This window comes from Sphingomonas sp. CFBP 8765 (genome assembly GCF_014841445.1).
Taxonomy (GTDB): Bacteria; Pseudomonadota; Alphaproteobacteria; order Sphingomonadales; family Sphingomonadaceae; genus Sphingomonas; species Sphingomonas aerolata.
The window spans coordinates 474,974-494,561 of the sequence record NZ_JACYTY010000002.1; the positions used below are offsets into that span (position 1 = coordinate 474,974).

Below are 19,588 nucleotides of genomic sequence, written 5' to 3' on the forward strand. Positions count from 1 at the left end.
CGGCGGGGGGCACGCTGCCAGAACGCGCGGCACTTACTCGGGAGATCCCTATGCGCGCTGCCCTTCTGCCCTTGCTCCTTCTCGGCACCGCCGCCTCGGCGCAGACCGCGCCCGCCATCTCGGTCGAAACGCTCAAGACCGTCACCCAGACGCTGTCATCGGACGCCTATGAAGGCCGCGCGCCGACCACGCCGGGCGAGGCGAAGACGGTCGCCTATCTCGTCGCGCAGATGGAGGCCGCGGGGCTGAAACCCGGCAACAAAGGCAGCTGGACCCAGGACGTGCCGATGGTCGAGATCACCGCCAAGGACGTCCGGCCGTTCGTCTTCACCGGCGGCACCGCTCCCGTCAGCCTCGCCTATCGCACCGACATGGTCGCCGGCACCTACCGCGTCGCGCCGACGTCGACCGTGACGAACAGCGACGTCGTGTTCGTCGGCTACGGGATCACCGCGCCCGAAAAGGGCTGGGACGATTATGCCGGCGTCGACGTGAAGGGGAAGACCGTCGTCATCCTCATCAACGACGCCGACTGGCAGACAATGGGCCGCGAAGGCCCGTTCGAGGGCCGCGCGATGACCTGGTATGGTCGTTGGCCGTACAAGTTCGAGAATGCGGCCAAGCACGGCGCGGCCGCGGCGATCATCGTCCACGACACCGAACCCGCAGCCTATCCCTGGGCGGTGGTGCAGTCGTCCTGGACCGGGCCGCAGCTCGAGCTCGACGAGAAGGGCGATCATCTCGACCAGTCGCAGGTCATCGGCTGGATGCAGAAGCCTGCCGCCGAACGCGTCTTTGCGAGTGCGGGCAAGGACTATGCCGCGCTCGCCGCGGCCGCCAAGGTGAAGGGCTTCAAGGCGGTACCGCTCGGCCTCAAGCTGTCGACGGGCTTTGCCAACACGATCCGTCGCCAGGCATCGAAGAACGTCATCGGCGTGCTGCCAGGCACGACCGCACCGGACGATTACGTGCTGTATTCGGGGCATTGGGATCATCTCGGCCGCTGCGATGCGGTGGGTGGCGACGACATCTGCAACGGCGCAGCGGACAATGCGACGGGCACCGCAGGGCTGATCGCGCTCGCACAGGCGCATGTGAAGGCCGGCCCGGCGAAGCGCTCGATCGCGTTCCTCGCGGTAACCGCGGAGGAATCGGGGCTGCTCGGCTCGCGCTATTATGCCGAACATCCCGTCTATCCGCTCGCGCGGACGGTCGGCGGCGTGAACATGGACGTGCTGAACGTCGACGGCCGCGTGAAGGACTTCGTGCTGACGGGGGCGGGCAAGTCGGAGATCGAGGATCTGGTCAAGCCGTTCGTCGCCGCGCAGGGCCGCGTGATCGGCGTCGAGGCCAACCCCGAACGCGGCGGCTATTATCGCTCGGACCATTTCAGCTTCGCCAAGCTCGGCGTGCCGATGCTTGACGGCGGCAGCGGCGAGGACCTCGTCGTCGGCGGCACCGCGGCGGGTCATGCCGCGCGCGAGGACTATGTCGCCAACCGCTATCACAAGCCCGCGGACGAATATGACGCCACATGGGACTGGTCGGGTGCGGTCGAGGATCTGACGATCTATTACGGGCTCGGCCGCAAGCTCGCCGACGACACCGCGCTGTGGCCCAATTGGTATAAGACCGCCGAATTCCGCAACATCCGCGACAAAGATCGCGCAGGAGCCAAGTAAGTGACGACACTCCCCCCGCCCGCCGAATGGGCGCATCACAAGGCCGTGTGGATCGGCTTTCCGAGCCATGCCGATCTGTGGCTCGACGATCTCGAACCCGCGCGTGACGAGGTCGTCGCCTTTGCCTCCGCAGTCCATGCCGACGGCAAGGGCGAGACGGTGATCCTGGTCGCCGCGGACGAGGGCTCGGCGCGGACCGCACGCCGGCTCGCGCCGTTCGCCGAGGTCGTGGTCGAGCCGTTCGGCGATATCTGGCTGCGCGACACCGCGCCGATCATCGTCGGCGACGGCACCGCGCATCAGTTCGTGTTCAACGGCTGGGGCGGCAAATACGACCTGCCCGGCGACGACACGATCGGCCGCCGTCTGGCCGAGAGCCGCGGCAAGACGCTCGCGGCGTTCGACTGGGTGCTCGAAGGTGGCGCGGTCGATGGCGACGGCACGGGCGTGGTCGTCACGACCGAACAGTGCCTGCTCAACCGCAACCGCAACCCCGACCTCGACAAGGCGGGGATCGAGGCGCGGCTGAAGTCCGACCTCGGCTTCAGCCAGGTCGTGTGGCTCGGCGACGGGCTCGTCAACGACCATACCGACGGCCATGTCGACAATCTCGCGCGCTTCGTCGGCGAGGGCCGCGTCGCGATCCCCGAGGCAGCCGAGAACGACCCCAACTGGCAGGTCTATCAACTCGCGAAGCGCGATGCGGAACGTGCCGGCCTGACGGTGGTCGGCATCCCGTCGCCCGGCCGCGTGCTGCGCGACGAGGAGATCGTGCCGGCCAGCTACATGAACTTCTACATCGGCAATGCCGCCGTCGTCGTGCCGCTCTACGGCGCGGAGAATGACGATGCCGCGGTCGCGGCGATCCAGGCGATCTTCCCCGACCGTCAGGTCGTCGGGCAGCGTGCGGACCATATCCTGACCGGCGGCGGCAGCTTCCACTGCATCAGCCAGCAAATCCCCGGCTGATGCTCGCCTTCGCGGTCCGCGCGGTCCTGTCCGGGATCATCGTCGCGCTGATCGCGCTGGTTGCCCGGCGGAGTCCGGCGGCAGGGGCGCTGGTCGCGTCGCTGCCGCTGCTGTCGGTGCTCGGCATGATCTGGCTGTGGCACGACACCGGCGACCGCGTCCGGCTGGCCGCGCATGCCGAGGCGACCTTCTGGTACGTGCTGCCCTCGCTGCCGATGTTCCTGCTGATTCCGGTGCTGCTGCGGCACGGCGTCGGCTTCTGGCTTTCGCTCGCTGCCGGTTGCGTCCTGACGATCCTTCTCTATCTCGCGGTCGTCGCAATCGCGGCGCGCTTCGGCGTGACGCTATAGGAATTCGCATGACCGAGATCACCGTCGCCGCGCTCCAGCTCGGCTTCACTGCCGATATCGACAAGAACATCGCCAACGTCTCGCGGCTGGTTCGCGAGGCCGCGGCGCGCGGCGCGCAGGTGATCCTGCCGCCCGAATTGTTCGAGGGCGAATATTTCTGCCGCGTCGAGGACGAGGGCCTGTTCGCCAACGCCGCCCCCGTCGGCGAACACAAGGCGGTGCTCGCGATGCAGGCGCTCGCCGAGGCGCTCAAGGTCACGATCCCGACCAGCTTCTTCGAGGCCGATGGCCCGCATCACTATAACAGCCTCGCGATGATCGGCCCCGACGGCGAGGTGCAGGGCGTCTATCGCAAGAGCCACATCCCCGACGGCCCGGGCTATGAGGAAAAATTCTATTTCCGCCCCGGCAATACCGGCTTCAAGGTCTGGCCGCACACTGCAGCGCAGGGCCGCTCGACGCTCGGCGTCGGCGTCTGCTGGGACCAATGGTATCCCGAGACCGCGCGCGCGATGATGCTGATGGGCGCCGAAGTCCTGTTCTACCCGACCGCGATCGGCAGCGAGCCGCACGACACCAGCCTCGACACCGCGCGGCTGTGGCGGCGTGCGATGGTCGGGCATGCTGTCAGCAACGTCGTCCCGATCGTCGCCGCCAACCGCGTCGGTGTCGAGCATGGCCAGACCTTCTACGGCACCAGCTTCATCGCCGACGAGCGCGGCGACATTCTCGCCGAACTCGGCCGTGACGACGAAGGCGTGATTACCGCGACGATCGATCTCGACATCGTCAAGCGCCACCGCGCCGCCTTCGGCTTCTTCCGCGACCGCCGCCCCGATCTTTACGGGCGGCTCGTCGCGGACGTCTGACGCAGCTTATGCTGCGGCGATGCTGCGCCGCAATTCCAGCGCCCGTGCGAAGACCGCCTCGAACATCTCGGGGGTCAGGACGCGGGTGTTCTGGTTGTAGCGCGAGCAGTGATAGCTATCGATCAGGATGCGGCCGTCGGGCATGACATGCTCGGCGAGATGGCCGAACTTTGCCTTGGGCAGGCGTCCGCCGAGCAGCTTGACGCTGGTCTGGTGCGCGATCTGGCCGAGTGCGATGAAGATCCGCGCCTTGGGCAGTTCGGCGAGCTGCGATTCGACGAACGGGCGGCAGGTGCGGATTTCCTCCGGGGTCGGCTTGTTCTGCGGCGGCAGGCACTTGACCGCGTTGATGATGATTGCGCCGTTGAGCTTCAGCCCGTCATCGGGTTTCGCCGCGAAGACGCCGTCTGCCAGCCCGAATTTGCCAAGCGTATCGTAGAGCAGCTGCCCCGCGAAATCGCCGGTGAACGGGCGGCCGGTGCGGTTGGCGCCGTGCTTGCCGGGGGCGAGGCCGATGATGCCGAGCCATGCGTCGGGATCGCCGAAGGCGGGGACGGGCGCGTTCCACCAGGTCGGGAATTCGGCGCGCAGCTCGTTGCGGAAGGCGACGAGGCGCGGGCAATTGGGACAGTCGTGCGGCGGCTCGGTTTCGGGCAGCGGGGAGGGTGCGAAGTTCATCGCGGTGCGTTAGGCGGGTCGGATGGAGCGGACAACCTATGCGATCGCGCTCGGCTCGAATCGGCGCGGGATCCACGGCGCGCCCGCCGCGACGATTCGCGCCGCGCTGGCCGCGGTCGGCGGTGTCGTCGCCGTGTCGCCGATCATCGCGAGCGCACCGCTCGGGCCGTCGATCCGGCGCTATGCCAATGCGGTCGCGCTGATCGAGACGCGCGACTCGCCGCCCGTGCTGCTCGCGCGGCTGAAGCGAATCGAGACCGCGTTCGGGCGGCGGCGCGGGCGCCGCTGGGGATCGCGGGTGATCGATCTCGACATCATCCTGTGGTCGGAGGGCGTTTGGCGGGGGCCGGGGCTGAACGTGCCGCACGCCGCCTATCGGGACCGAGGCTTCGTGCTGGCACCGCTCGCGCGTATCGCGCCGCGCTGGCGCGACCCGCTGACCGGGCAAAGCGTCCGCCATCTCGCGCACAAGGTTGACCGACCGCGGCTGCGCCCCTAGTGGCTCGCAGCCGATGTCGGGTCCGTAGCTCAGTTGGTAGAGCAAGCGACTTTTAATCGAGAGGTCCCGGGTTCGAGCCCCGGCGGACCCACCATCGGCACCTCCTCCTCTCGCAAGCCCCCGATTCGCACCGCTTGATTGGCAATGCCCGCGCGCGCATCGTCGCGCGATGGACGAATTTACCACCTCGATCGTCGGCATCGACTTCCCCAATGCGGACAAGACCAGGAGCAACCGGCGGATGGAAATCCTGCTCTGTGCGCCGGGCGACCGCGTGACCCTGCGCCGCGAACCGAAGAATCCGCATGATTCGAATGCGGTCGGCGTGTGGAGCGAGCGCGACATCCAGCTCGGCTATATCAGCGCCGAACGCGCGCCGATGATCGGCCGGCGGCTGCAGGCCGAGGAGACCAGCGCGCTGTTCCAGGCGATGCATCAGGGCAGCGCCTATATCCGCATCCGCTTCGGCGGGGGCGACCCCGCGCTGCCGCCGCCGATCGCGGATCCCGGCCCGCCACCACCCCCGCCCGAACCCGACCGCGACGACGGCTTCTACCGCGACGAGGACGGGCCCGAATGGGGCGCCTGATCGCTGGAGGTGGTGAAACACCGCAGCGCGGACCTTTCCCGGATCGAAGGCCGGGCTCACGGGTTATCGCTGCCTGACCAACCCTGTATCGGCGAAGCGCAAAACGCGTTTTACCGGCTTGCCCTGCACGAGGGGCGAGGGCAGGGACGATCGCGTAACCCCGGGAGTTCAAGACATGGCCAGCAGCCTCGTAATCGACCAGAACAGCCTTACCGACAACGACCGCGAGCGGCAGGTCGAGTTCACCGCCGAGATCGACGGCGACGACCGTGATTTCGCGGTGAAATATGCCGTGCTGAAGGAACTCAGCGGCGACGAGCCCGAGGACGACGCGCTCGAGCTGTTCGAGCGTTTCAGCGACGAGATCGTCGACGTCTGCGCCGAAGCCGCGATGAAGAAGCCGTCCGCGTCGCTGATCGTCATCGACGAGGGCGATCTGGAATAATTCCGCATGACGGCGTCGGCCGGCCGTGGCGACGGTGATCGCAGCGTGACGCCCGGCGTCGCCACCCCGGGCGAGGCGCATCGCCGTCGCCTGCCGGTGGTGCTTGCGGGCGCATCGGTCGGCGCGGTCGCGATCGCGCTCGTCCTGCTGATCGGTCTCGCGGTCGGACACTGGCCGTTCGATTTCGACCGCGCGATCATCCTCAACCTGCGCGCCTGGGGCGGGCCGTCCTGGCTGCCCAAGGTCGCCGCCGACGTCACCGCGCTCGGCGGCGGCGTCGTGTTGACGATCATCGTGGTGCTGGCGGCGGGGCTGCTCGCGGTCCAGCGGCTCTGGCTCAGCGCGGCGGCGACGCTCGCCGCCAGTATCAGCGGCGGGATGGTCGTCGCGCTGGTCAAGACCGAGGTCGCGCGCCCGCGACCCGACATCGTCGACCATCTGGTCCAGGTGTCGAACATGAGTTTCCCGAGCGGGCATTCGGCGAACAGCGCGATCGTCTATCTCACGCTCGCCGGGCTCGCGTCGCAGGTCACCGTGTCGAATGCGGCGCGGCGCTACATCCTCGTCATGGCGATCCTGATGGTCGGGGCGATCGGATGCAGCCGCGTCTATCTCGGCGTCCACTGGCCGAGCGACGTGCTCGCCGGCTGGAGCTTCGGAACGCTGTGGGCGCTCGGCTGGTGGCTCGCCACGGCGCGCGCCCGGGCGGCGATCGGCGGCGAGCGCCACGCCTTTGGCCGCCCGCCCACCGACGCCTGATCGGGCCTGTCGCTAGCGCTGGCGTTCGGCGAGCGTGCGTTCCCAGGCCAGCGCATCGCGGACGATCCCGTCGAGATCGGCATGCCGCGGCGTCCAGTCGAGCGTCGCGAGGATCGCGCTGTTGTCCGAGATCAGCATCGCCGGATCGCCCGCGCGACGCCCCTCGAGACGGCGGTCGATCGTCATGTTGGTGACCTTGTCGACCGCATCCAGCACCTCGAGCACCGAGAAGCCCGTGCCATAGCCCGCGTTCAGCGTGTGGCTCTTCGCCGGCTCGGCGACCAGCAGGTCGAGCGCGGCGACATGCGCGGCGGCAAGGTCGCTGACATGGATATAGTCGCGCACGCCGGTACCGTCGGGGGTGGCGAAATCGGTGCCATAGACGCCGACATGGCTACGCTTGCCCGTCGCCGCCTCGACCGCGATCTTGATCAGGTGAGTCGCGCCGACCGTCGACTGGCCGCTGCGCCCCTGCGGATCCGCGCCCGCGACGTTGAAGTAGCGCAGCGCGGCATAGTTGATCGGGTGCGCCGCCGCGACGTCGCGCAGCATCGCCTCGGTCATCAGTTTCGACATGCCGTAGGGATTGATCGGCACGGTCGGATCGCCCTCGGCGACCGGCACCTTTTCGGGCGTGCCATAGGTCGCCGCGGTCGACGAGAAGATGAAGTGCGGCACGCCTTCCGCCACCGCGCTCTCGATCAGCGACCGGCTGGCGGCGGTGTTGTTGCGGTAATATTTGAGCGGGTCGCTGACCGATTCGGGCACCACGACCGAGCCTGCGAAATGCATGATCGCGCGGACCTTGTGATCGCGGATCGCCGCGCGGACCTTCGCATCGTCGGCGACATTCGCCTCGACCAGGGTTGCGCGCGGATCGACCGCCCAGTCGAAGCCGGTGACCAGATTGTCGACCACGACCACCTCGTGCCCCGCGTCGAGCAGCGCCAGGACCGCATGGCTGCCGATATAGCCGGCGCCGCCCGTTACCATCACCCTGCCATCAAGCCTTGGACCGTCGATCACATGCGTCTCCTCTTTGTTGCGGGGTAGCGGCTTCCTATCTTGGCGGAAAGGAGATCGTGATGACGGATTATGTAACGCTGGCGGGCGGGTGCTTCTGGTGCACCGAGGCCGTGTTCAAGGACGTGATCGGCGTCGAGAGCGCCGAGAGCGGCTATATCGGCGGGCATGTGCCTGATCCGACGTACAAACAGGTATGCGGCGGCGATACCGGCCATGCCGAGGCGATCCGGATCGGCTTTGATCCCGAACAGCTGAAGCTTGGCGACCTGCTCGACATCTTCTTCGCGACGCATGACGCGACGACGCTCAACCGGCAGGGCAACGACGTCGGTACGCAATATCGTTCGGCAATGTTCCCCGCCGACGACGCGCAGAAGGCCGAGATGCAGGCCGCGCTCGAGCGTGCGCAGGCGGACAGCGCCAAGCCGATCGTCACGACGATCGAGCCGATGACCACCTGGTACGAGGCCGAAGGCTATCACCAGGACTATTGGGAAACCTCGGGCCGTTCCAACCCCTATTGCATGGCGGTGATTCCCCCCAAGCTGCAAAAGCTCCGCAAGAGCTTCGCCGCGCGGTTGAAGGCGGCAGTCAGCGCGTAACGATGCCGTTCCCCCGCGGATGCGGGGGTCCAGCTAACTACCGGATGCCAACGCGACTCCTGGACCCCCGCCTGCGCGGGGGTACAGGTCAGCGGTGCGCGGCGCGGCGGAGGCGGTCGTTGATCGCCTCGCCGATGCCTTCGGACGGAATGGGTGCGACGGCGATCCTCGGACGGTCGTTCGCATCGGCAGCGTGGAGCAGGTCGAACAGCTTCGCGGCTGCTTCGACGAGGCTGCCTGACGTCGACAGCGAGACATCCCCTGCAACCGCCCCGAACCCGATCAGCCACTCGTCGGCCTCGGCATCGAGCGCGTTCAACCGAAGCGCCTTGCTCGGCGCATAATGGCTTTCAAGCTGCCCGGGCGCCGTAACCGCACGCCCCCCCGGCGAAGGCCGGGGCCCAGTTGGGGGACGATCGTGAGGCCCGTCGTCCTCCGTTACAGCGACCTTTCCACCTGGGCCCCGGCCTCCGCCGGGGAGGTGGTCGAGCAGAGCCGCGCGGGTCACCGGCCCCGGCCGCAGCACCGTCCGCCCCGCCACGATCGTCGATTCGAGCCCCGCCTCGGTCGCGCCATCGTCGAGGATCAGCGGCACGTTCCCCCCCAGACTCGCCGCGACATGCGCCGCGGTCGTCGGCGAGATCCCCCCGCTCGCATTGGCTGACGGTGCCGCGAGCGGCCGCCCCGATGCTGCGATCAGCGCCTGCATCGCGCGGTGTCGCGGTACCCGGATCGCGATCGTGTCGAGCCCCGCGGTCACCAGCGCGGCAATCCCCGAATCGCTGCGCACCGGCAGCACCAGCGTCAGCGGCCCCGGCCAGAACGCCGCGGCCAGCGCGCGCGCATCCGCATCGAACACCGCGATCCGTTCGGCCGCGGCGAGATCGGCGACATGCACGATCAGCGGGTTGAAGCTCGGCCGTCCCTTGGCGGCATAGATGCCCGCCACCGCCTGCGCGTCGGTCGCGTCCGCGGCGAGTCCGTAGACCGTCTCGGTCGGCACCGCGACGAGTCCGCCGGCGCGAATCACCGCCGCCGCCTGCGCGACCGCCGCTGTGCCGTAGGGTAAAATCAGGGGGTGTGGACGCGTCATTCTGAAGGCCTATAGCGGGCGCAAAGCATAGCGATAAGAGGATGCCATGGCCTTCACCCCAGCAACCACCGAACAGCGTTTCGTGCTCGATCACGTCGTGCGGATCGGCGAACTCGCCGCCACCGACCGGTTCGCCGCCGCCAGCGACGACGTCGTCGACGCGGTGCTCGAAGGCGTGGGACAGTTCGCCGCGGGCGAATGGGCGCCGCTCAACCGCGCAGGGGACACCGTCGGCGCGAAATGGACCCCCGACGGCGTCGTCATGCCCGACGGCTTCGCGCAGGCGTACAAGGACTATGTCGAGGGCGGCTGGGGCACGATCGGCGTCGAGGAGGAATGGGGCGGGCAGGGCCTGCCCTTTGCGATCCAGACCGCGGTGCTCGATACGCTCGGCTCGGCGAACATGGGCTTCGCGCTCTGCCCGACGCTGACTGTTGGCGCGATCGAGGCGCTCGCGCATCACGGCAGCCCCGAGCAGCAGGCGCTCTATCTCCCGCATCTCGCGACCGGCGAATGGACCGGCACGATGAACCTGACCGAGCCGCAGGCCGGCTCCGACGTCGGCGCGCTGCGCGCCACCGCCACCCCGCTGGGTGACGGCAAATGGTCGATCAAGGGCACCAAGATCTACATCTCGTTCGGCGATCACGACATGGCGCCGAACATCGTCCACCTCGTCCTCGCGCGGACGCCCGGCGCGCCCGCGGGTACCAAGGGCATCTCGCTCTTCCTCGTGCCGAAATACCGTCTGAACGACGACGGCACGCCCGGCGACTTCAACGACGTCCGCGTCGTCTCGATCGAGCACAAGATGGGGCTTCACGCCTCGCCGACCTGCGTGCTGAGCTTCGGCGATAATGACGACTGCGTCGGCGAGCTGATCGGTGCGGAACTCGGCGGCATCCGCGCGATGTTCACGATGATGAACAATGCGCGGCTGAATGTCGGGCTCCAGGGCGTGCAGGTCGCCGAGGGCGCCACCCAGGGTGCGGTCGCCTATGCGCTCGACCGGGTCCAGTCGGCGCGCGCGGGCTCGCCGAACAAGGAGTCGGTCAAGATCGTCGAGCATCCCGACGTTCGCCGCATGCTGCTGCGGATGAAGGCGCAGACCCAGGCGGCGCGCGCGCTCGTCTATTATGCCGCCGGGCAGGTCGACCGCGCCAATATGGGCGACGCCGCGGCGCGCAACCGCCTCGAACTCGTCACCCCGCTGGCCAAGGCGCACGGCACCGACATCGGCAACGAAGTCGCCTCGCTCGGCATCCAGGTGCACGGCGGCATGGGCTATGTCGAGGAAACCGGTGCCGCGCAGTATTTCCGCGATGCGCGCATCACGCCGATCTACGAAGGCACCAACGGCATCCAGGCCGCCGATCTGGTCGGCCGCAAGCTCGCGCTCGACAATGGCGGCGCGTTCGCCACGCTGATCGCCGACATCCGCGCGGAAGCCAGGGACGAACGGCTGCTCGCGCTCGTCGACGCCTGCGACGCGATCGGCCGCCGCCTCGCCACCGCGGACGCCGACGACAAGCTCGCCGCGAGCTACCCCTTCCTAACGATGCTGTCGGTCGCGACCTGCGGCTGGCTGATGGAGCGCCAGGGCGCGGTCGCCGGCACCGACGATTTCGGACGGATGAAGGCGGCCTCGGTGCGCTTCTACCTCGAACAGATCGTCCCCGAAGCCATGGGCCTCGCCGCCGCCGCCAGCGCCAGCGCGGCGGTGCTCTACGCGATCGAACCGGCGCTGTTCGCGGCGTAAGCCCCCCTCCCGTCATCCTGACGAAAGTCAGGATCCAGAGCCACGCATGCGGGCGTCCGTGGCTTTGGATCCTGGGTCGAGCCCAGGATGACGGAGGGGGCTGGTGCGCACACCCACCCCGTTCGCCCGCTTCCATTCGCCCCATTCCCAAACACCCCACCCCCATTCGCCCTGAGCGCAGTCGAAGGGCCGCCCCAAGCCCAGGTGCTTCGACTTCGCTCAGCACGAACGGCGGGGGCGAGGGGCGAGGGGTGAGGGACGGGACGGCGACGGAGGCGCGGGGCGGGGGCGGGACCTAGGCGCACGCCCGCCCCAAAACCGCGGCCATGCCCCCCAACAGCCCCCACCCGCCCTTCAGCACTCGACGGCCGCGCCACACGCACGGTAAGGGCAAACCCAAACGAGGACCCCCCGACCGATGTTCGATCTCGACGCCTATCTGACCCGTGTCGCCATGCCCGCGCGGCCCACGCTTGATTCGATCGGCCTCGGCCGGTTGCAGCTGGCGCACCGGCTCGCCATCCCGTTCGAGGATCTCGATGTCGTGCTCGGCCGCGGCATCGCGATCGACAGTGCCTCGGTGTTCGCCAAGCTCGTGACCGCGCGCCGCGGTGGCTATTGCTTCGAGCATAACCGGCTGTTCCTCGACGCGCTCGCCGAGCTGGGCTTTGCCGCCCGCCCGGTGCTCGCCCGCGTCTGGATCGCCGCGACCGAAGTGCCGCCGCTCACGCACACCTTCGCGCTGGTGACGATCGACGGGCAGGCCTGGATCGCCGACACCGGCTTCGGCGGCAGCTACACCCCCGTTCTCCCGCTCGCGGACGGTGCCGAGGCGACCGCGCCCGATGGCGCGCGCTTCCGGCTCGAGGCGACCAGCCGCGATCACGGCGAACAGGGCTGGATGCTGCTGCGCGACGGCGATCCGATGACCACCGACGGACGCGGCGCGAGCGGCGGGTTCCAGCCGCAATACAGCTTCACGATCGCCGAGGTGTTCGACGCTGACCTGCTGCTCGGCAATCACTGGACGTCGACCGCCCCCGCGAGCCGCTTCACCCAGACCGCGATCGCCAGCATCGTCCTGCCCAACGGCTTCGCGTCGCTGATGGGGCGCACCTATCGCCGGCGGTCCGGCACCGACACGGCGGCAGGCGAGATCACCGACCCGCGCGTCTACCGGATCCGCATGAGCCTGTTGTTCGGGATCGACCTGAGCGTCGAGGACATCGCCGCGCTGAATCTGTTCTGAGCCACCCGCCGCGCGGGATCACCCCGCGGGGTGGCTCAGGCCCGTTCGTGCGCCAGCAGGTCGCGCGCGTCGAGGCCGAGCAGGTCGATATGCCCGAGGATGCGCGGCCAGTGCGTGGTGACGAACGTCTCGCGTTCCGCCACGCGCAGGGCCTCCGCGGCCCCCGGCAGGACGAACATGCCGACGCCGCGCCGGACCTCGACATAGCCGTCGTCCTGGAACGTCTGATAGGCCTTGGCGACGGTCAGCGGGTTGGCGCCATGCTCGGCGGCAAAGGCGCGGACCGAGGGCAGCTGATCACCCGCGCGATAGTCGCCGCGTAATATCCCGGCGGCGATCGTGGCGCGGAGGCGGAGATATACGGGGCTGTCTTCGCTGCTGAGCGCTGTCATGCTGCCTTAATACAGCAATTGGCCATTTCGTCGAGTCCTAGGGCCGCCAGCGCGAGACGACACGTTCCATATCGGGGCGGGGCCGTTCGTCGAGCGGCCGCGACGGCGTGCCGACGAACAGGAACCCGGCGATCCGCTCATGGCCCTCGCCGAACGCATCGCGCACCGTGTCCGAATAGCTCGGCCAGCCGGTCAGCCAGCCGCCCACAAAGCCCAGCGCATGCACCGCGTGGAGCAGGTTCATGCACGCCGCGCCGGTCGACAATTCCTGTTCGAACACGGGGATATGGCTCGGCTTGGGTGACGACAGCACGACGACCAGCGCGGGGGCCTGATGCGCAAACTGGTCGAGCGCCTCGATCTCGGTCCGCGACGCGGTCGGCCGCTCGACGCGGTACGCATCGATGATCAGCGCGGCGAGCGTGGTGCGCTGGTCCTGGCCGACCACCACGAAGCGCCACGGCGCCAGCTTGCCATGATCGGGGGTGCGCGCCGCGATCGCCAGGATCTGCGCGAGCTGGTCGGCATCGGGACCGGGCGCGACAAGGTCGCGCGGCTTGCCCGAACGGCGGGTCGCGAGCAGCGAAAGCGGGCTGGAAGTGTCGTTGAACATCGCCCCGCAGATAGGCACGGGGCGCGGCAATTTACAGCCGCATCCGCGATTTAGCGGGCGGTCCCGCGGCCACCGATATTTACAGTCCCGGCTTTGCCGCTAGGTAAGGCCGCAATGAAGCCGCCGCGTTCGACGGCGGCCCAGCGTTTCAGGGAGCGTAAAAGATGGTGGACACCCCGACCGCGGATACGCCGCGAGAACCGGATATCACCCATGTGAACCCCGCCAGCGGGGAGACGTGGTTCGGCCATCCCCGCCAGCTCGCGCGACTGTTCACCACCGAGATGTGGGAGCGTTTCGGCTATTACGGCATGCGCGCGCTGCTCACGCTGTACCTCACCAAGCATTTCGTGTTCGGCGACCGCGAGGCGACCGGGCTGTACGGCGGCTATACCGCGCTGGTGTATCTGACGCCGCTGGTCGGCGGCTATCTCGCCGACCAGTATCTCGGCTCGAAGCGCGCGGTGAAGTTCGGCGCGATCATCATGGCGATGGGCTATCTGCTGCTGTGCTTCGGCGGCGAGACCGCCAAGCCCTATGCGACGATCGCCAACCAGCGCTACGAGATCCAGGTCGTCGAACAGGCCGACAGCGAGGTCCGCTACCTCGTCGACGGCGCGAACAGGCTGAAGATCAAGGGCAATGACGACGGCACCGTCTCGCTGCTCGCCGCCGACGGATCGACCGCGCGCACGGTCGAGAAGGGCGGCTTTGAATCGGGCGCGGAACGCAGCAGCTTCTACGTCACGATCATGCTGCTCGCACTCTGCATGATCTCGGTCGGCAACGGCTTCTTCAAGCCCAACATCTCGACGATGGTCGGCGAGCTCTATGCGCAGGGCGACAAGCGCCGCGATGCCGGGTTCACGATCTTCTACATGGGGATCAACCTCGGCTCGCTCTTCTCGCAGCTGCTCTGCCCGTTCCTCGCGGTCGCGTTCGGCTGGTGGGCCGGCTTTGGTCTGGCGGCGATCGGCATGCTGTTCTCGTGGACGCTGATCCAGTTCGATGGCGGCAAACTGAACGGATATGGCGAGCCGCCGGTGCGCAGCGGCCCCGACCGCGCGCTCGGCATCTATGCGCTCGCGCTGCTCGGCATCCCGATCTTCTACCTGCTGTTCGTCAACCTGATGAACGCCGAGCCGCCGGTGCCGGGGTCCGGGATCATCGGCTACATCGTCTCGCTGTCGCTGATGGGCAAATTGCTGTTCGGCACGTTCCTGGTCGCGGTGCCGGGCATCCTGATCTGGTCGTTCGTCAATGGCGAGCGGCGCGAGTTCCAGATGATGCTCGCGGCAATGGTGCTGATCGTCTTCAACGTCGTGTTCTGGACGCTGTTCGAGCAGGCCGGCTCGAGCCTCACGCTCTTTGCGGACCGCAACACCGATCTCAGCGTGTTCGGCCTGTTCAGCATTTCGGCCGGGCAGACTCAGTTCTTCAACGCGTTCTTCATCGTCGCGCTCGCGCCGGTGATGTCGATCCTGTGGACCAAGCTCGCCGCCCGGGGCATCGAGCCGTCGATCCCGGTCAAGTTCGGCATCGCGCTGATCGGCGTCGGCGTCGGCTTCCTGTTCCTCGTCTGGGGCGCGAGCATGGTCGGGCCGACGTTCAAGGTCGCGATCTGGTGGCTGGCCGGGCTCTACTTCATCCACTCCTTCGCCGAGCTCTGCATCTCGCCGGTCGGGCTCAGCATGATCACCAAGCTGTCGATCGCGCGCGTCGTCGGGCTGATGATGGGCGTGTGGTTCCTGTCGATCTCGGTCGCGCAATATGTCGCGGGCATCGTCGCACAGGTCGCCAGCGTCGAGACGGTCGGCGGTCAGGTGACCAATCTGAAGGTCAGCCTCGACACCTATGCCGGCGTGTTCTGGACGATCGGGCTGGTCTCGGCAGGAATCGGCGTGCTGCTGCTGGTCATCTCGCCGCTGATCAAGAAGTGGATGCACGGGGTCCAGTAATTCGGCTGGACCTACCAACGCATCATTCCCAATAATCCGTCATCCCCGCGGAGGCGGGGATCCAGACACTCTGCAGTTCGTGATAGACCACGGCTTGCCAGTCTGGATCCCCGCCTGCGCGGGGATGACGATTCTAGGGGGTTAGCGGATCTCTCAGATCCGCGTCATCGACAGTGCCTTCTCACCGTAGCGCGGCCCCGCCGTGCCGCCCCTCGGCGCCGCCGCATCAAGCTTCGCCAGATCATCCGCCGACAGCGTGACCTCGGCCGCCTTCATGCTGTCCTCCAGCGTGACACGGCGCTTCGACCCCGGGATCGGCACGATATCGTCACCCTGCGCCAGCAGCCACGCCAGCGCGACCTGCGCCGGGCTCGCGCCATGCGTGTCGGCGATCGCCTTCACCACTGCGACCATCTCCATGTTCTTGGCGAAGTTTACGTCCGAATAGCGCGGGTCGTTGCGGCGATAATCGCCCTCGGGCAGATCCGATCGCGCGGTAATCTGCCCGGTCAGGAACCCGCGCCCCAGCGGCGAATAGGGCACGAACCCGATCCCCAGCTCACGGCACAGCGGCAGGATTGCGTCCTCGACCCCGCGCTCCCACAGCGAATATTCGCTCTGCAGCGCCGCGATCGGATGCGTCGCCGCCGCGCGCCGGATCGTGTCGAGCCCGGCCTCCGACAGCCCCAGATGCCGCACCTTGCCCTCGCGGACGAGCTCCGCCATCGCGCCCACCGTCTCCTCGATCGGCACGCCCGGATCGACGCGGTGCTGGTAGAGCAGGTCGATCGTCTCGACGCCGAGCCGCTTGAGCGATCCCTCGCACGCGCGCCGCACATTGGCGGGCGTGCTGTCGACGCCGGTCATGCCGTTCTCGTCATAGCGGAAGCCGAACTTGGTCGCGATCACGACGCCGTCGCGCTTGCCCCGGATCGCCTTGCCGAGCAGCTCCTCGTTGATCAACGGACCATAGATTTCGGCGGTGTCGAACAGCGTCACGCCCAGTTCGATCGCGCGGTGGATCGTCGCGATGCTCTCGTCGGCGGGGGCGCTGCCGTACATGTCCTTGCCGACCCCGGCCATCGGCATGCAGCCGAGGCCGAGCGCGGAAACCTCGAAATCAGGGCCGAGCGTGCGATACTTCATGCGGAATCTCCTCGGCGCCGCCGCCGTGATCGGACCGCGCCGCGACGGAGATAGTGACGGCGGTGTCCATCGTCACGTTCCCGACCGTGCGAAACAGGTCGGGAATGGTCTCCACCGCGATGAGCAGACCGAGCACCTCGAGCGGGATGCCCATCGCCAGCGCGACCGGCGCGACCGAGGCGACGAAGCTGATCGTGCCGGGCAGCGAGATCGATCCCATCGTCGTGATCGCCGCGGTCGCGACGCCCGCGGCCATCTGCCCCGGCCCGATCGGCAGCCCCAGCCAGTGCGCGACGTACAGCGCGACCGCGAGGTTCATCGCCGGGCTGGTCGCGCGGAACACCGCGACCGACAGCGGCAGGACGATCCCGGCGGTGGCGGGCGACGCGCCGAGCTCGGTCGAGGCCTTCAGCATCGCCGGCAGCGAGGCGAGCGACGACTGGGTGCTGATCGCGACCGCCTGCGCCGGCGCGACCGCACGCGCGAACCGGCCCAGGCTGACCCGGCCGCCGATCATCCCGATCGGATAGGCGCTCAGCAGGACGATGAAGCCGATCGCCGAGACGCAGACGATATAGTGCAGCAGCGCGCCGAACGCCGCCGTCCCGGTGCGCGCACCGACCCCGTAGGCGAGCGCGAAGATGCCGATCGGCGCGAGCTTCAGCACCCATTTGATGATGATCAGCAGCGCGTCGACGACCGCCTGGAAGAAGCCGGTCAGCACCCGGCGGCGATCGTCGGGCAGTTTCGTCACGGCAAAGGCGAACGTCAGCGCGAAGACGGTGAGCGGCAGGAACGAATCGCTCGATGCCGCAGCGACGATGTTGGTCGGCACGATCGTGTCGAAGAACGCGCCGATCCCCGGCACCGGCCCGACCGGGGCGGCACCGGTCAGCGCGGCGCGCAGAGCGGCGCCGAGCCCGCGTGGCAGCGGGAAGGCATCGAGGATCAACGGCATGACCAGCGCGGACATGATCGTCGAACTCCACAGGATGACGACGATCATCACCATCGCCCGCATCGTGATCCGCCCGGCGCGTGCCGCCTCGGTCGTCGCGCCGATTCCGGTGACGAGCAGCCCGACGACGAGCGGCACGATCACCATCTGCAACCCGTGCAGCCAGGCCGCGCCGATCGGCTGGGTCACCGCCGTCGCCGCGAGCGCGTGGGCCGGCGACCAGGCGGCCGCGGCGATGCCGATCCCGATGCCGCCGAACAGCGCTGCGAGTATCCGTGTAGTCTGCGACATGCTCGCCCTTCGTGTTCCACCGCGCTATCAGCGATGCCAGAGAGCGATACCGGACGGAAAGCATTGACGATGGCAAGGAAATATTTTGGCACCGACGGCATTCGCGGTGCCACCAACGCATCGCCGATGACCGCGGAGATGGCGATGAAGGTCGGCATGGCGGCGGGCGCCTATTTCCTGCGCGGCGATCATCGCCACCGCGTCGTGATCGGCAAGGACACGCGGCTGTCGGGCTATATGCTCGAATCCGCGCTCGTTGCGGGCTTTACCAGCGTCGGCATGGACGTGGTGATGGTCGGGCCGATGCCGACGCCTGCGGTCGCGATGCTGACCCAGTCGATGCGTGCGGATATCGGCGTGATGATCTCCGCCAGCCACAACCCCTATGCCGATAACGGTATCAAGCTGTTCGGCCCCGACGGCTTCAAGCTGTCCGACGAGGCCGAGACCGCGATCGAGGCGCTGATCGACGGCGACGTGCCGCTGGTCGCGTCGAGCAAGATCGGCCGCGCGCGCCGGATCGACGATGCGCAGGGGCGCTACATCCATTTCGCCAAGTCGACCTTCCCGGAAAATCTGCGGCTCGACGGGATGCGGATCGTGCTCGATTGCGCGAACGGCGCCGCCTACAAGGTCGCCCCCTCGGCGCTGTGGGAACTCGGCGCGGACGTCGTCGCGATCGGCGTCACGCCCGACGGCACCAACATCAACGACGGCGTCGGCTCGACCGCACCGCAGGCGCTTGCCGAGACGGTCGTCGCGAGCGGCGCGGATATCGGCATCGCGCTCGACGGTGACGCCGACCGGCTGATCGTCGTCGACGAGACCGGCACGATCGTCGACGGCGATCAGCTGATGGCGACGATCGCGGCAAGCTGGGCGCGGCAGGGGCGGCTCAAGGGCGGCGGCCTCGTCGCCACCGTGATGTCCAATCTTGGCCTCGAACGCCATCTCGCCGCGCAGGGGCTCGGGCTGGTCCGTACCCAGGTCGGCGATCGTCACGTGCTCGAAAAGATGCGGTCGAGCGGCTATAATGTCGGCGGCGAGCAGTCGGGGCACATCATCCTCAGCGACTATGCCACGACCGGCGACGGCCTGGTCGCCGCCCTCCAGATCCTCGCCGAGGTCAAGCGCTCGGGCGCGCGCGCGGGCGAGGTGCTCCACCGGTTCGAACCCTTGCCGCAACTGTTGAAGAACGTACGGTTCGGCGGCGGCAAGCCGCTCGACGACGAGGCGGTGAAAGCGGTGATCGCGCAGGCCGAGGCCGAGCTCGCCGGCAAGGGGCGGCTCGTCATCCGCCCGTCGGGCACCGAACCCGTGATCCGCGTGATGGCGGAAGGGGATGATCCGGGTCAGGTCGGGCGCGTCGTCGACCGGATCTGCGAAGCCGTCCGCAAGGTCGCCGCCTGATGCTCGAGATGCGCCCCACCTGCGAACGCTGCGCCGCCGAGCTTCCCGCCGACGCGCCCGGCGCGTTCATCTGCTCGTACGAATGCACCTTCTGCGCCTCCTGTGCGGACGCGCTCGACGAGCGCTGTCCCAATTGCGGCGGCGAACTCCTCGACCGCCCGACCCGGTTCGGCGATGCCCCGCCACAGAGACCCGCCTCGGGCCGGCGGCACTAGACCCCGCTCCAAACCTCAACCACCCCGGCGAAGGCC

Annotated in this window: 21 protein-coding genes and 1 tRNA gene; 15 read left to right on the forward strand and 7 right to left on the reverse strand. The window is 68.2% G+C overall.

What is annotated here, in order from left to right; genetic code table 11:
- Positions 1-50: 50 nt before the first annotated feature.
- From IFT87_RS06795 to aguB, 4 genes are read left to right on the forward strand one after another with little or no spacing between them, the layout of a single operon-like run.
- The gene (locus IFT87_RS06795; protein ID WP_037529910.1) at positions 51-1,682 is read left to right on the forward strand and encodes a M28 family peptidase; all 1,632 of its coding nucleotides are present in this window, start codon (positions 51-53) and stop codon (positions 1,680-1,682) included.
- Positions 1,683-2,651: an agmatine deiminase family protein gene (locus IFT87_RS06800; RefSeq protein WP_037529911.1), complete on the forward strand. Its 969-nt coding sequence runs from the start codon at positions 1,683-1,685 to the stop codon at positions 2,649-2,651. It begins immediately after the preceding gene.
- Positions 2,651-3,001 carry a DUF3147 family protein gene (locus IFT87_RS06805; RefSeq protein ID WP_031441049.1) on the forward strand — a complete coding sequence of 117 codons (351 nt, stop codon included), beginning with the start codon at positions 2,651-2,653 and terminating at the stop codon, positions 2,999-3,001. The genes IFT87_RS06800 and IFT87_RS06805 overlap by 1 nt, the downstream gene beginning before the upstream one ends.
- A gap of 8 nt (positions 3,002-3,009) precedes the next feature.
- A complete protein-coding gene (gene aguB / locus IFT87_RS06810; RefSeq protein WP_037529912.1) occupies positions 3,010-3,870 on the forward strand; it encodes an N-carbamoylputrescine amidase in 861 nt (286 codons plus the stop codon).
- A gap of 6 nt (positions 3,871-3,876) precedes the next feature.
- Here aguB and IFT87_RS06815 read toward each other — a convergent pair whose 3' ends face one another.
- Positions 3,877-4,548, reverse strand: a complete 672-nt coding sequence (locus IFT87_RS06815) for a uracil-DNA glycosylase (protein WP_031441050.1) — start codon at positions 4,546-4,548, stop codon at positions 3,877-3,879.
- 22 nt (positions 4,549-4,570) lie between these two features.
- Here IFT87_RS06815 and folK point away from each other — a divergent pair, with 22 nt between their 5' ends.
- From folK to IFT87_RS06840, 5 genes are all read left to right on the forward strand, one after another.
- Positions 4,571-5,047, forward strand: a complete 477-nt coding sequence (gene folK, locus IFT87_RS06820; protein WP_037529913.1) for a 2-amino-4-hydroxy-6-hydroxymethyldihydropteridine diphosphokinase — start codon at positions 4,571-4,573, stop codon at positions 5,045-5,047.
- Positions 5,048-5,065: 18 nt separating this feature from the next.
- Positions 5,066-5,141: transfer RNA gene (locus tag IFT87_RS06825), tRNA-Lys, on the forward strand.
- A 75-nt stretch (positions 5,142-5,216) separates the two neighbouring features.
- Positions 5,217-5,636, forward strand: coding sequence for an HIRAN domain-containing protein (locus IFT87_RS06830; RefSeq protein ID WP_183936088.1), 420 nt, complete (start codon positions 5,217-5,219; stop codon positions 5,634-5,636).
- A gap of 175 nt (positions 5,637-5,811) precedes the next feature.
- Entirely contained in the window at positions 5,812-6,081 is a 270-nt protein-coding gene (locus tag IFT87_RS06835; RefSeq protein ID WP_031395725.1) for a DUF1488 family protein, read from the forward strand.
- Between the two features lie 6 nt (positions 6,082-6,087).
- Positions 6,088-6,840: a phosphatase PAP2 family protein gene (locus IFT87_RS06840; RefSeq protein ID WP_192007926.1), complete on the forward strand. Its 753-nt coding sequence runs from the start codon at positions 6,088-6,090 to the stop codon at positions 6,838-6,840.
- 12 nt (positions 6,841-6,852) lie between these two features.
- Here IFT87_RS06840 and galE read toward each other — a convergent pair whose 3' ends face one another.
- Complete coding sequence (gene galE, locus IFT87_RS06845) at positions 6,853-7,833, reverse strand: UDP-glucose 4-epimerase GalE (protein ID WP_031395727.1); 981 nt, start codon at positions 7,831-7,833, stop codon at positions 6,853-6,855.
- Positions 7,834-7,925: 92 nt separating this feature from the next.
- Here galE and msrA point away from each other — a divergent pair, with 92 nt between their 5' ends.
- On the forward strand, positions 7,926-8,468 hold the full coding sequence (msrA, locus tag IFT87_RS06850; RefSeq protein ID WP_197975165.1) for a peptide-methionine (S)-S-oxide reductase MsrA: 543 nt from the start codon (positions 7,926-7,928) through the stop codon (positions 8,466-8,468).
- Positions 8,469-8,556: 88 nt separating this feature from the next.
- Here msrA and IFT87_RS06855 read toward each other — a convergent pair whose 3' ends face one another.
- Positions 8,557-9,561, reverse strand: coding sequence for an L-threonylcarbamoyladenylate synthase (locus IFT87_RS06855; RefSeq protein ID WP_031438853.1), 1,005 nt, complete (start codon positions 9,559-9,561; stop codon positions 8,557-8,559).
- Positions 9,562-9,607: 46 nt separating this feature from the next.
- Between IFT87_RS06855 and IFT87_RS06860 the strand changes: the two genes are divergently transcribed.
- Both IFT87_RS06860 and IFT87_RS06865 read left to right on the forward strand, forming a co-directional pair.
- A complete protein-coding gene (locus IFT87_RS06860; RefSeq protein WP_031438852.1) occupies positions 9,608-11,320 on the forward strand; it encodes an acyl-CoA dehydrogenase in 1,713 nt (570 codons plus the stop codon).
- Between the two features lie 418 nt (positions 11,321-11,738).
- Positions 11,739-12,569 (forward strand): arylamine N-acetyltransferase family protein, encoded by an 831-nt coding sequence (locus IFT87_RS06865; protein ID WP_192007928.1) that lies wholly within the window; start codon positions 11,739-11,741, stop codon positions 12,567-12,569.
- A 35-nt stretch (positions 12,570-12,604) separates the two neighbouring features.
- On the opposite strand, the gene IFT87_RS06870 is transcribed toward IFT87_RS06865, so the two are convergent.
- On the reverse strand, positions 12,605-12,961 hold the full coding sequence (locus IFT87_RS06870; RefSeq protein WP_031394568.1) for a GntR family transcriptional regulator: 357 nt from the start codon (positions 12,959-12,961) through the stop codon (positions 12,605-12,607).
- A 37-nt stretch (positions 12,962-12,998) separates the two neighbouring features.
- Positions 12,999-13,574, reverse strand: a complete 576-nt coding sequence (locus IFT87_RS06875; protein WP_192007929.1) for a nitroreductase family protein — start codon at positions 13,572-13,574, stop codon at positions 12,999-13,001.
- Between the two features lie 164 nt (positions 13,575-13,738).
- Between IFT87_RS06875 and IFT87_RS06880 the strand changes: the two genes are divergently transcribed.
- Entirely contained in the window at positions 13,739-15,532 is a 1,794-nt protein-coding gene (locus tag IFT87_RS06880; RefSeq protein WP_192007930.1) for a peptide MFS transporter, read from the forward strand.
- Positions 15,533-15,685: 153 nt separating this feature from the next.
- Here IFT87_RS06880 and IFT87_RS06885 read toward each other — a convergent pair whose 3' ends face one another.
- Positions 15,686-16,678 carry an aldo/keto reductase gene (locus tag IFT87_RS06885; protein WP_037531563.1) on the reverse strand — a complete coding sequence of 331 codons (993 nt, stop codon included), beginning with the start codon at positions 16,676-16,678 and terminating at the stop codon, positions 15,686-15,688.
- Positions 16,653-17,927: a dicarboxylate/amino acid:cation symporter gene (locus IFT87_RS06890; RefSeq protein ID WP_056406869.1), complete on the reverse strand. Its 1,275-nt coding sequence runs from the start codon at positions 17,925-17,927 to the stop codon at positions 16,653-16,655. Before IFT87_RS06890 ends, IFT87_RS06885 begins: the two co-directional genes overlap by 26 nt.
- 69 nt (positions 17,928-17,996) lie before the next feature.
- Here IFT87_RS06890 and glmM point away from each other — a divergent pair, with 69 nt between their 5' ends.
- Positions 17,997-19,337, forward strand: coding sequence for a phosphoglucosamine mutase (gene glmM, locus IFT87_RS06895; protein ID WP_031439764.1), 1,341 nt, complete (start codon positions 17,997-17,999; stop codon positions 19,335-19,337).
- Positions 19,337-19,552, forward strand: a complete 216-nt coding sequence (locus IFT87_RS06900) for a DUF1272 domain-containing protein (protein ID WP_031439763.1) — start codon at positions 19,337-19,339, stop codon at positions 19,550-19,552. Before glmM ends, IFT87_RS06900 begins: the two co-directional genes overlap by 1 nt.
- The last annotated feature ends 36 nt before the right edge of the window (positions 19,553-19,588 follow it).

What these genes read in the sequence shown, in the direction of transcription:
- IFT87_RS06795 (WP_037529910.1), top strand. Translation starts at nt 51, where the DNA reads ATGCGCGCTGCCCTTCTGCCCTTGCTCCTTCTCGGCACCGCCGCCTCG.
- IFT87_RS06805 (WP_031441049.1), top strand. Translation starts at nt 2,651, where the DNA reads ATGCTCGCCTTCGCGGTCCGCGCGGTCCTGTCCGGGATCATCGTCGCG.
- aguB (WP_037529912.1), top strand. Translation starts at nt 3,010, where the DNA reads ATGACCGAGATCACCGTCGCCGCGCTCCAGCTCGGCTTCACTGCCGAT.
- IFT87_RS06815 (WP_031441050.1), bottom strand. Translation starts at nt 4,548, where the DNA reads ATGAACTTCGCACCCTCCCCGCTGCCCGAAACCGAGCCGCCGCACGAC.
- folK (WP_037529913.1), top strand. Translation starts at nt 4,571, where the DNA reads ATGGAGCGGACAACCTATGCGATCGCGCTCGGCTCGAATCGGCGCGGG.
- IFT87_RS06830 (WP_183936088.1), top strand. Translation starts at nt 5,217, where the DNA reads ATGGACGAATTTACCACCTCGATCGTCGGCATCGACTTCCCCAATGCG.
- IFT87_RS06835 (WP_031395725.1), top strand. Translation starts at nt 5,812, where the DNA reads ATGGCCAGCAGCCTCGTAATCGACCAGAACAGCCTTACCGACAACGAC.
- IFT87_RS06840 (WP_192007926.1), top strand. Translation starts at nt 6,088, where the DNA reads ATGACGGCGTCGGCCGGCCGTGGCGACGGTGATCGCAGCGTGACGCCC.
- galE (WP_031395727.1), bottom strand. Translation starts at nt 7,833, where the DNA reads ATGGTAACGGGCGGCGCCGGCTATATCGGCAGCCATGCGGTCCTGGCG.
- msrA (WP_197975165.1), top strand. Translation starts at nt 7,926, where the DNA reads ATGACGGATTATGTAACGCTGGCGGGCGGGTGCTTCTGGTGCACCGAG.
- IFT87_RS06855 (WP_031438853.1), bottom strand. Translation starts at nt 9,561, where the DNA reads ATGACGCGTCCACACCCCCTGATTTTACCCTACGGCACAGCGGCGGTC.
- IFT87_RS06860 (WP_031438852.1), top strand. Translation starts at nt 9,608, where the DNA reads ATGGCCTTCACCCCAGCAACCACCGAACAGCGTTTCGTGCTCGATCAC.
- IFT87_RS06865 (WP_192007928.1), top strand. Translation starts at nt 11,739, where the DNA reads ATGTTCGATCTCGACGCCTATCTGACCCGTGTCGCCATGCCCGCGCGG.
- IFT87_RS06870 (WP_031394568.1), bottom strand. Translation starts at nt 12,961, where the DNA reads ATGACAGCGCTCAGCAGCGAAGACAGCCCCGTATATCTCCGCCTCCGC.
- IFT87_RS06875 (WP_192007929.1), bottom strand. Translation starts at nt 13,574, where the DNA reads ATGTTCAACGACACTTCCAGCCCGCTTTCGCTGCTCGCGACCCGCCGT.
- IFT87_RS06880 (WP_192007930.1), top strand. Translation starts at nt 13,739, where the DNA reads ATGGTGGACACCCCGACCGCGGATACGCCGCGAGAACCGGATATCACC.
- IFT87_RS06885 (WP_037531563.1), bottom strand. Translation starts at nt 16,678, where the DNA reads ATGAAGTATCGCACGCTCGGCCCTGATTTCGAGGTTTCCGCGCTCGGC.
- IFT87_RS06890 (WP_056406869.1), bottom strand. Translation starts at nt 17,927, where the DNA reads ATGTCGCAGACTACACGGATACTCGCAGCGCTGTTCGGCGGCATCGGG.
- glmM (WP_031439764.1), top strand. Translation starts at nt 17,997, where the DNA reads ATGGCAAGGAAATATTTTGGCACCGACGGCATTCGCGGTGCCACCAAC.
- IFT87_RS06900 (WP_031439763.1), top strand. Translation starts at nt 19,337, where the DNA reads ATGCTCGAGATGCGCCCCACCTGCGAACGCTGCGCCGCCGAGCTTCCC.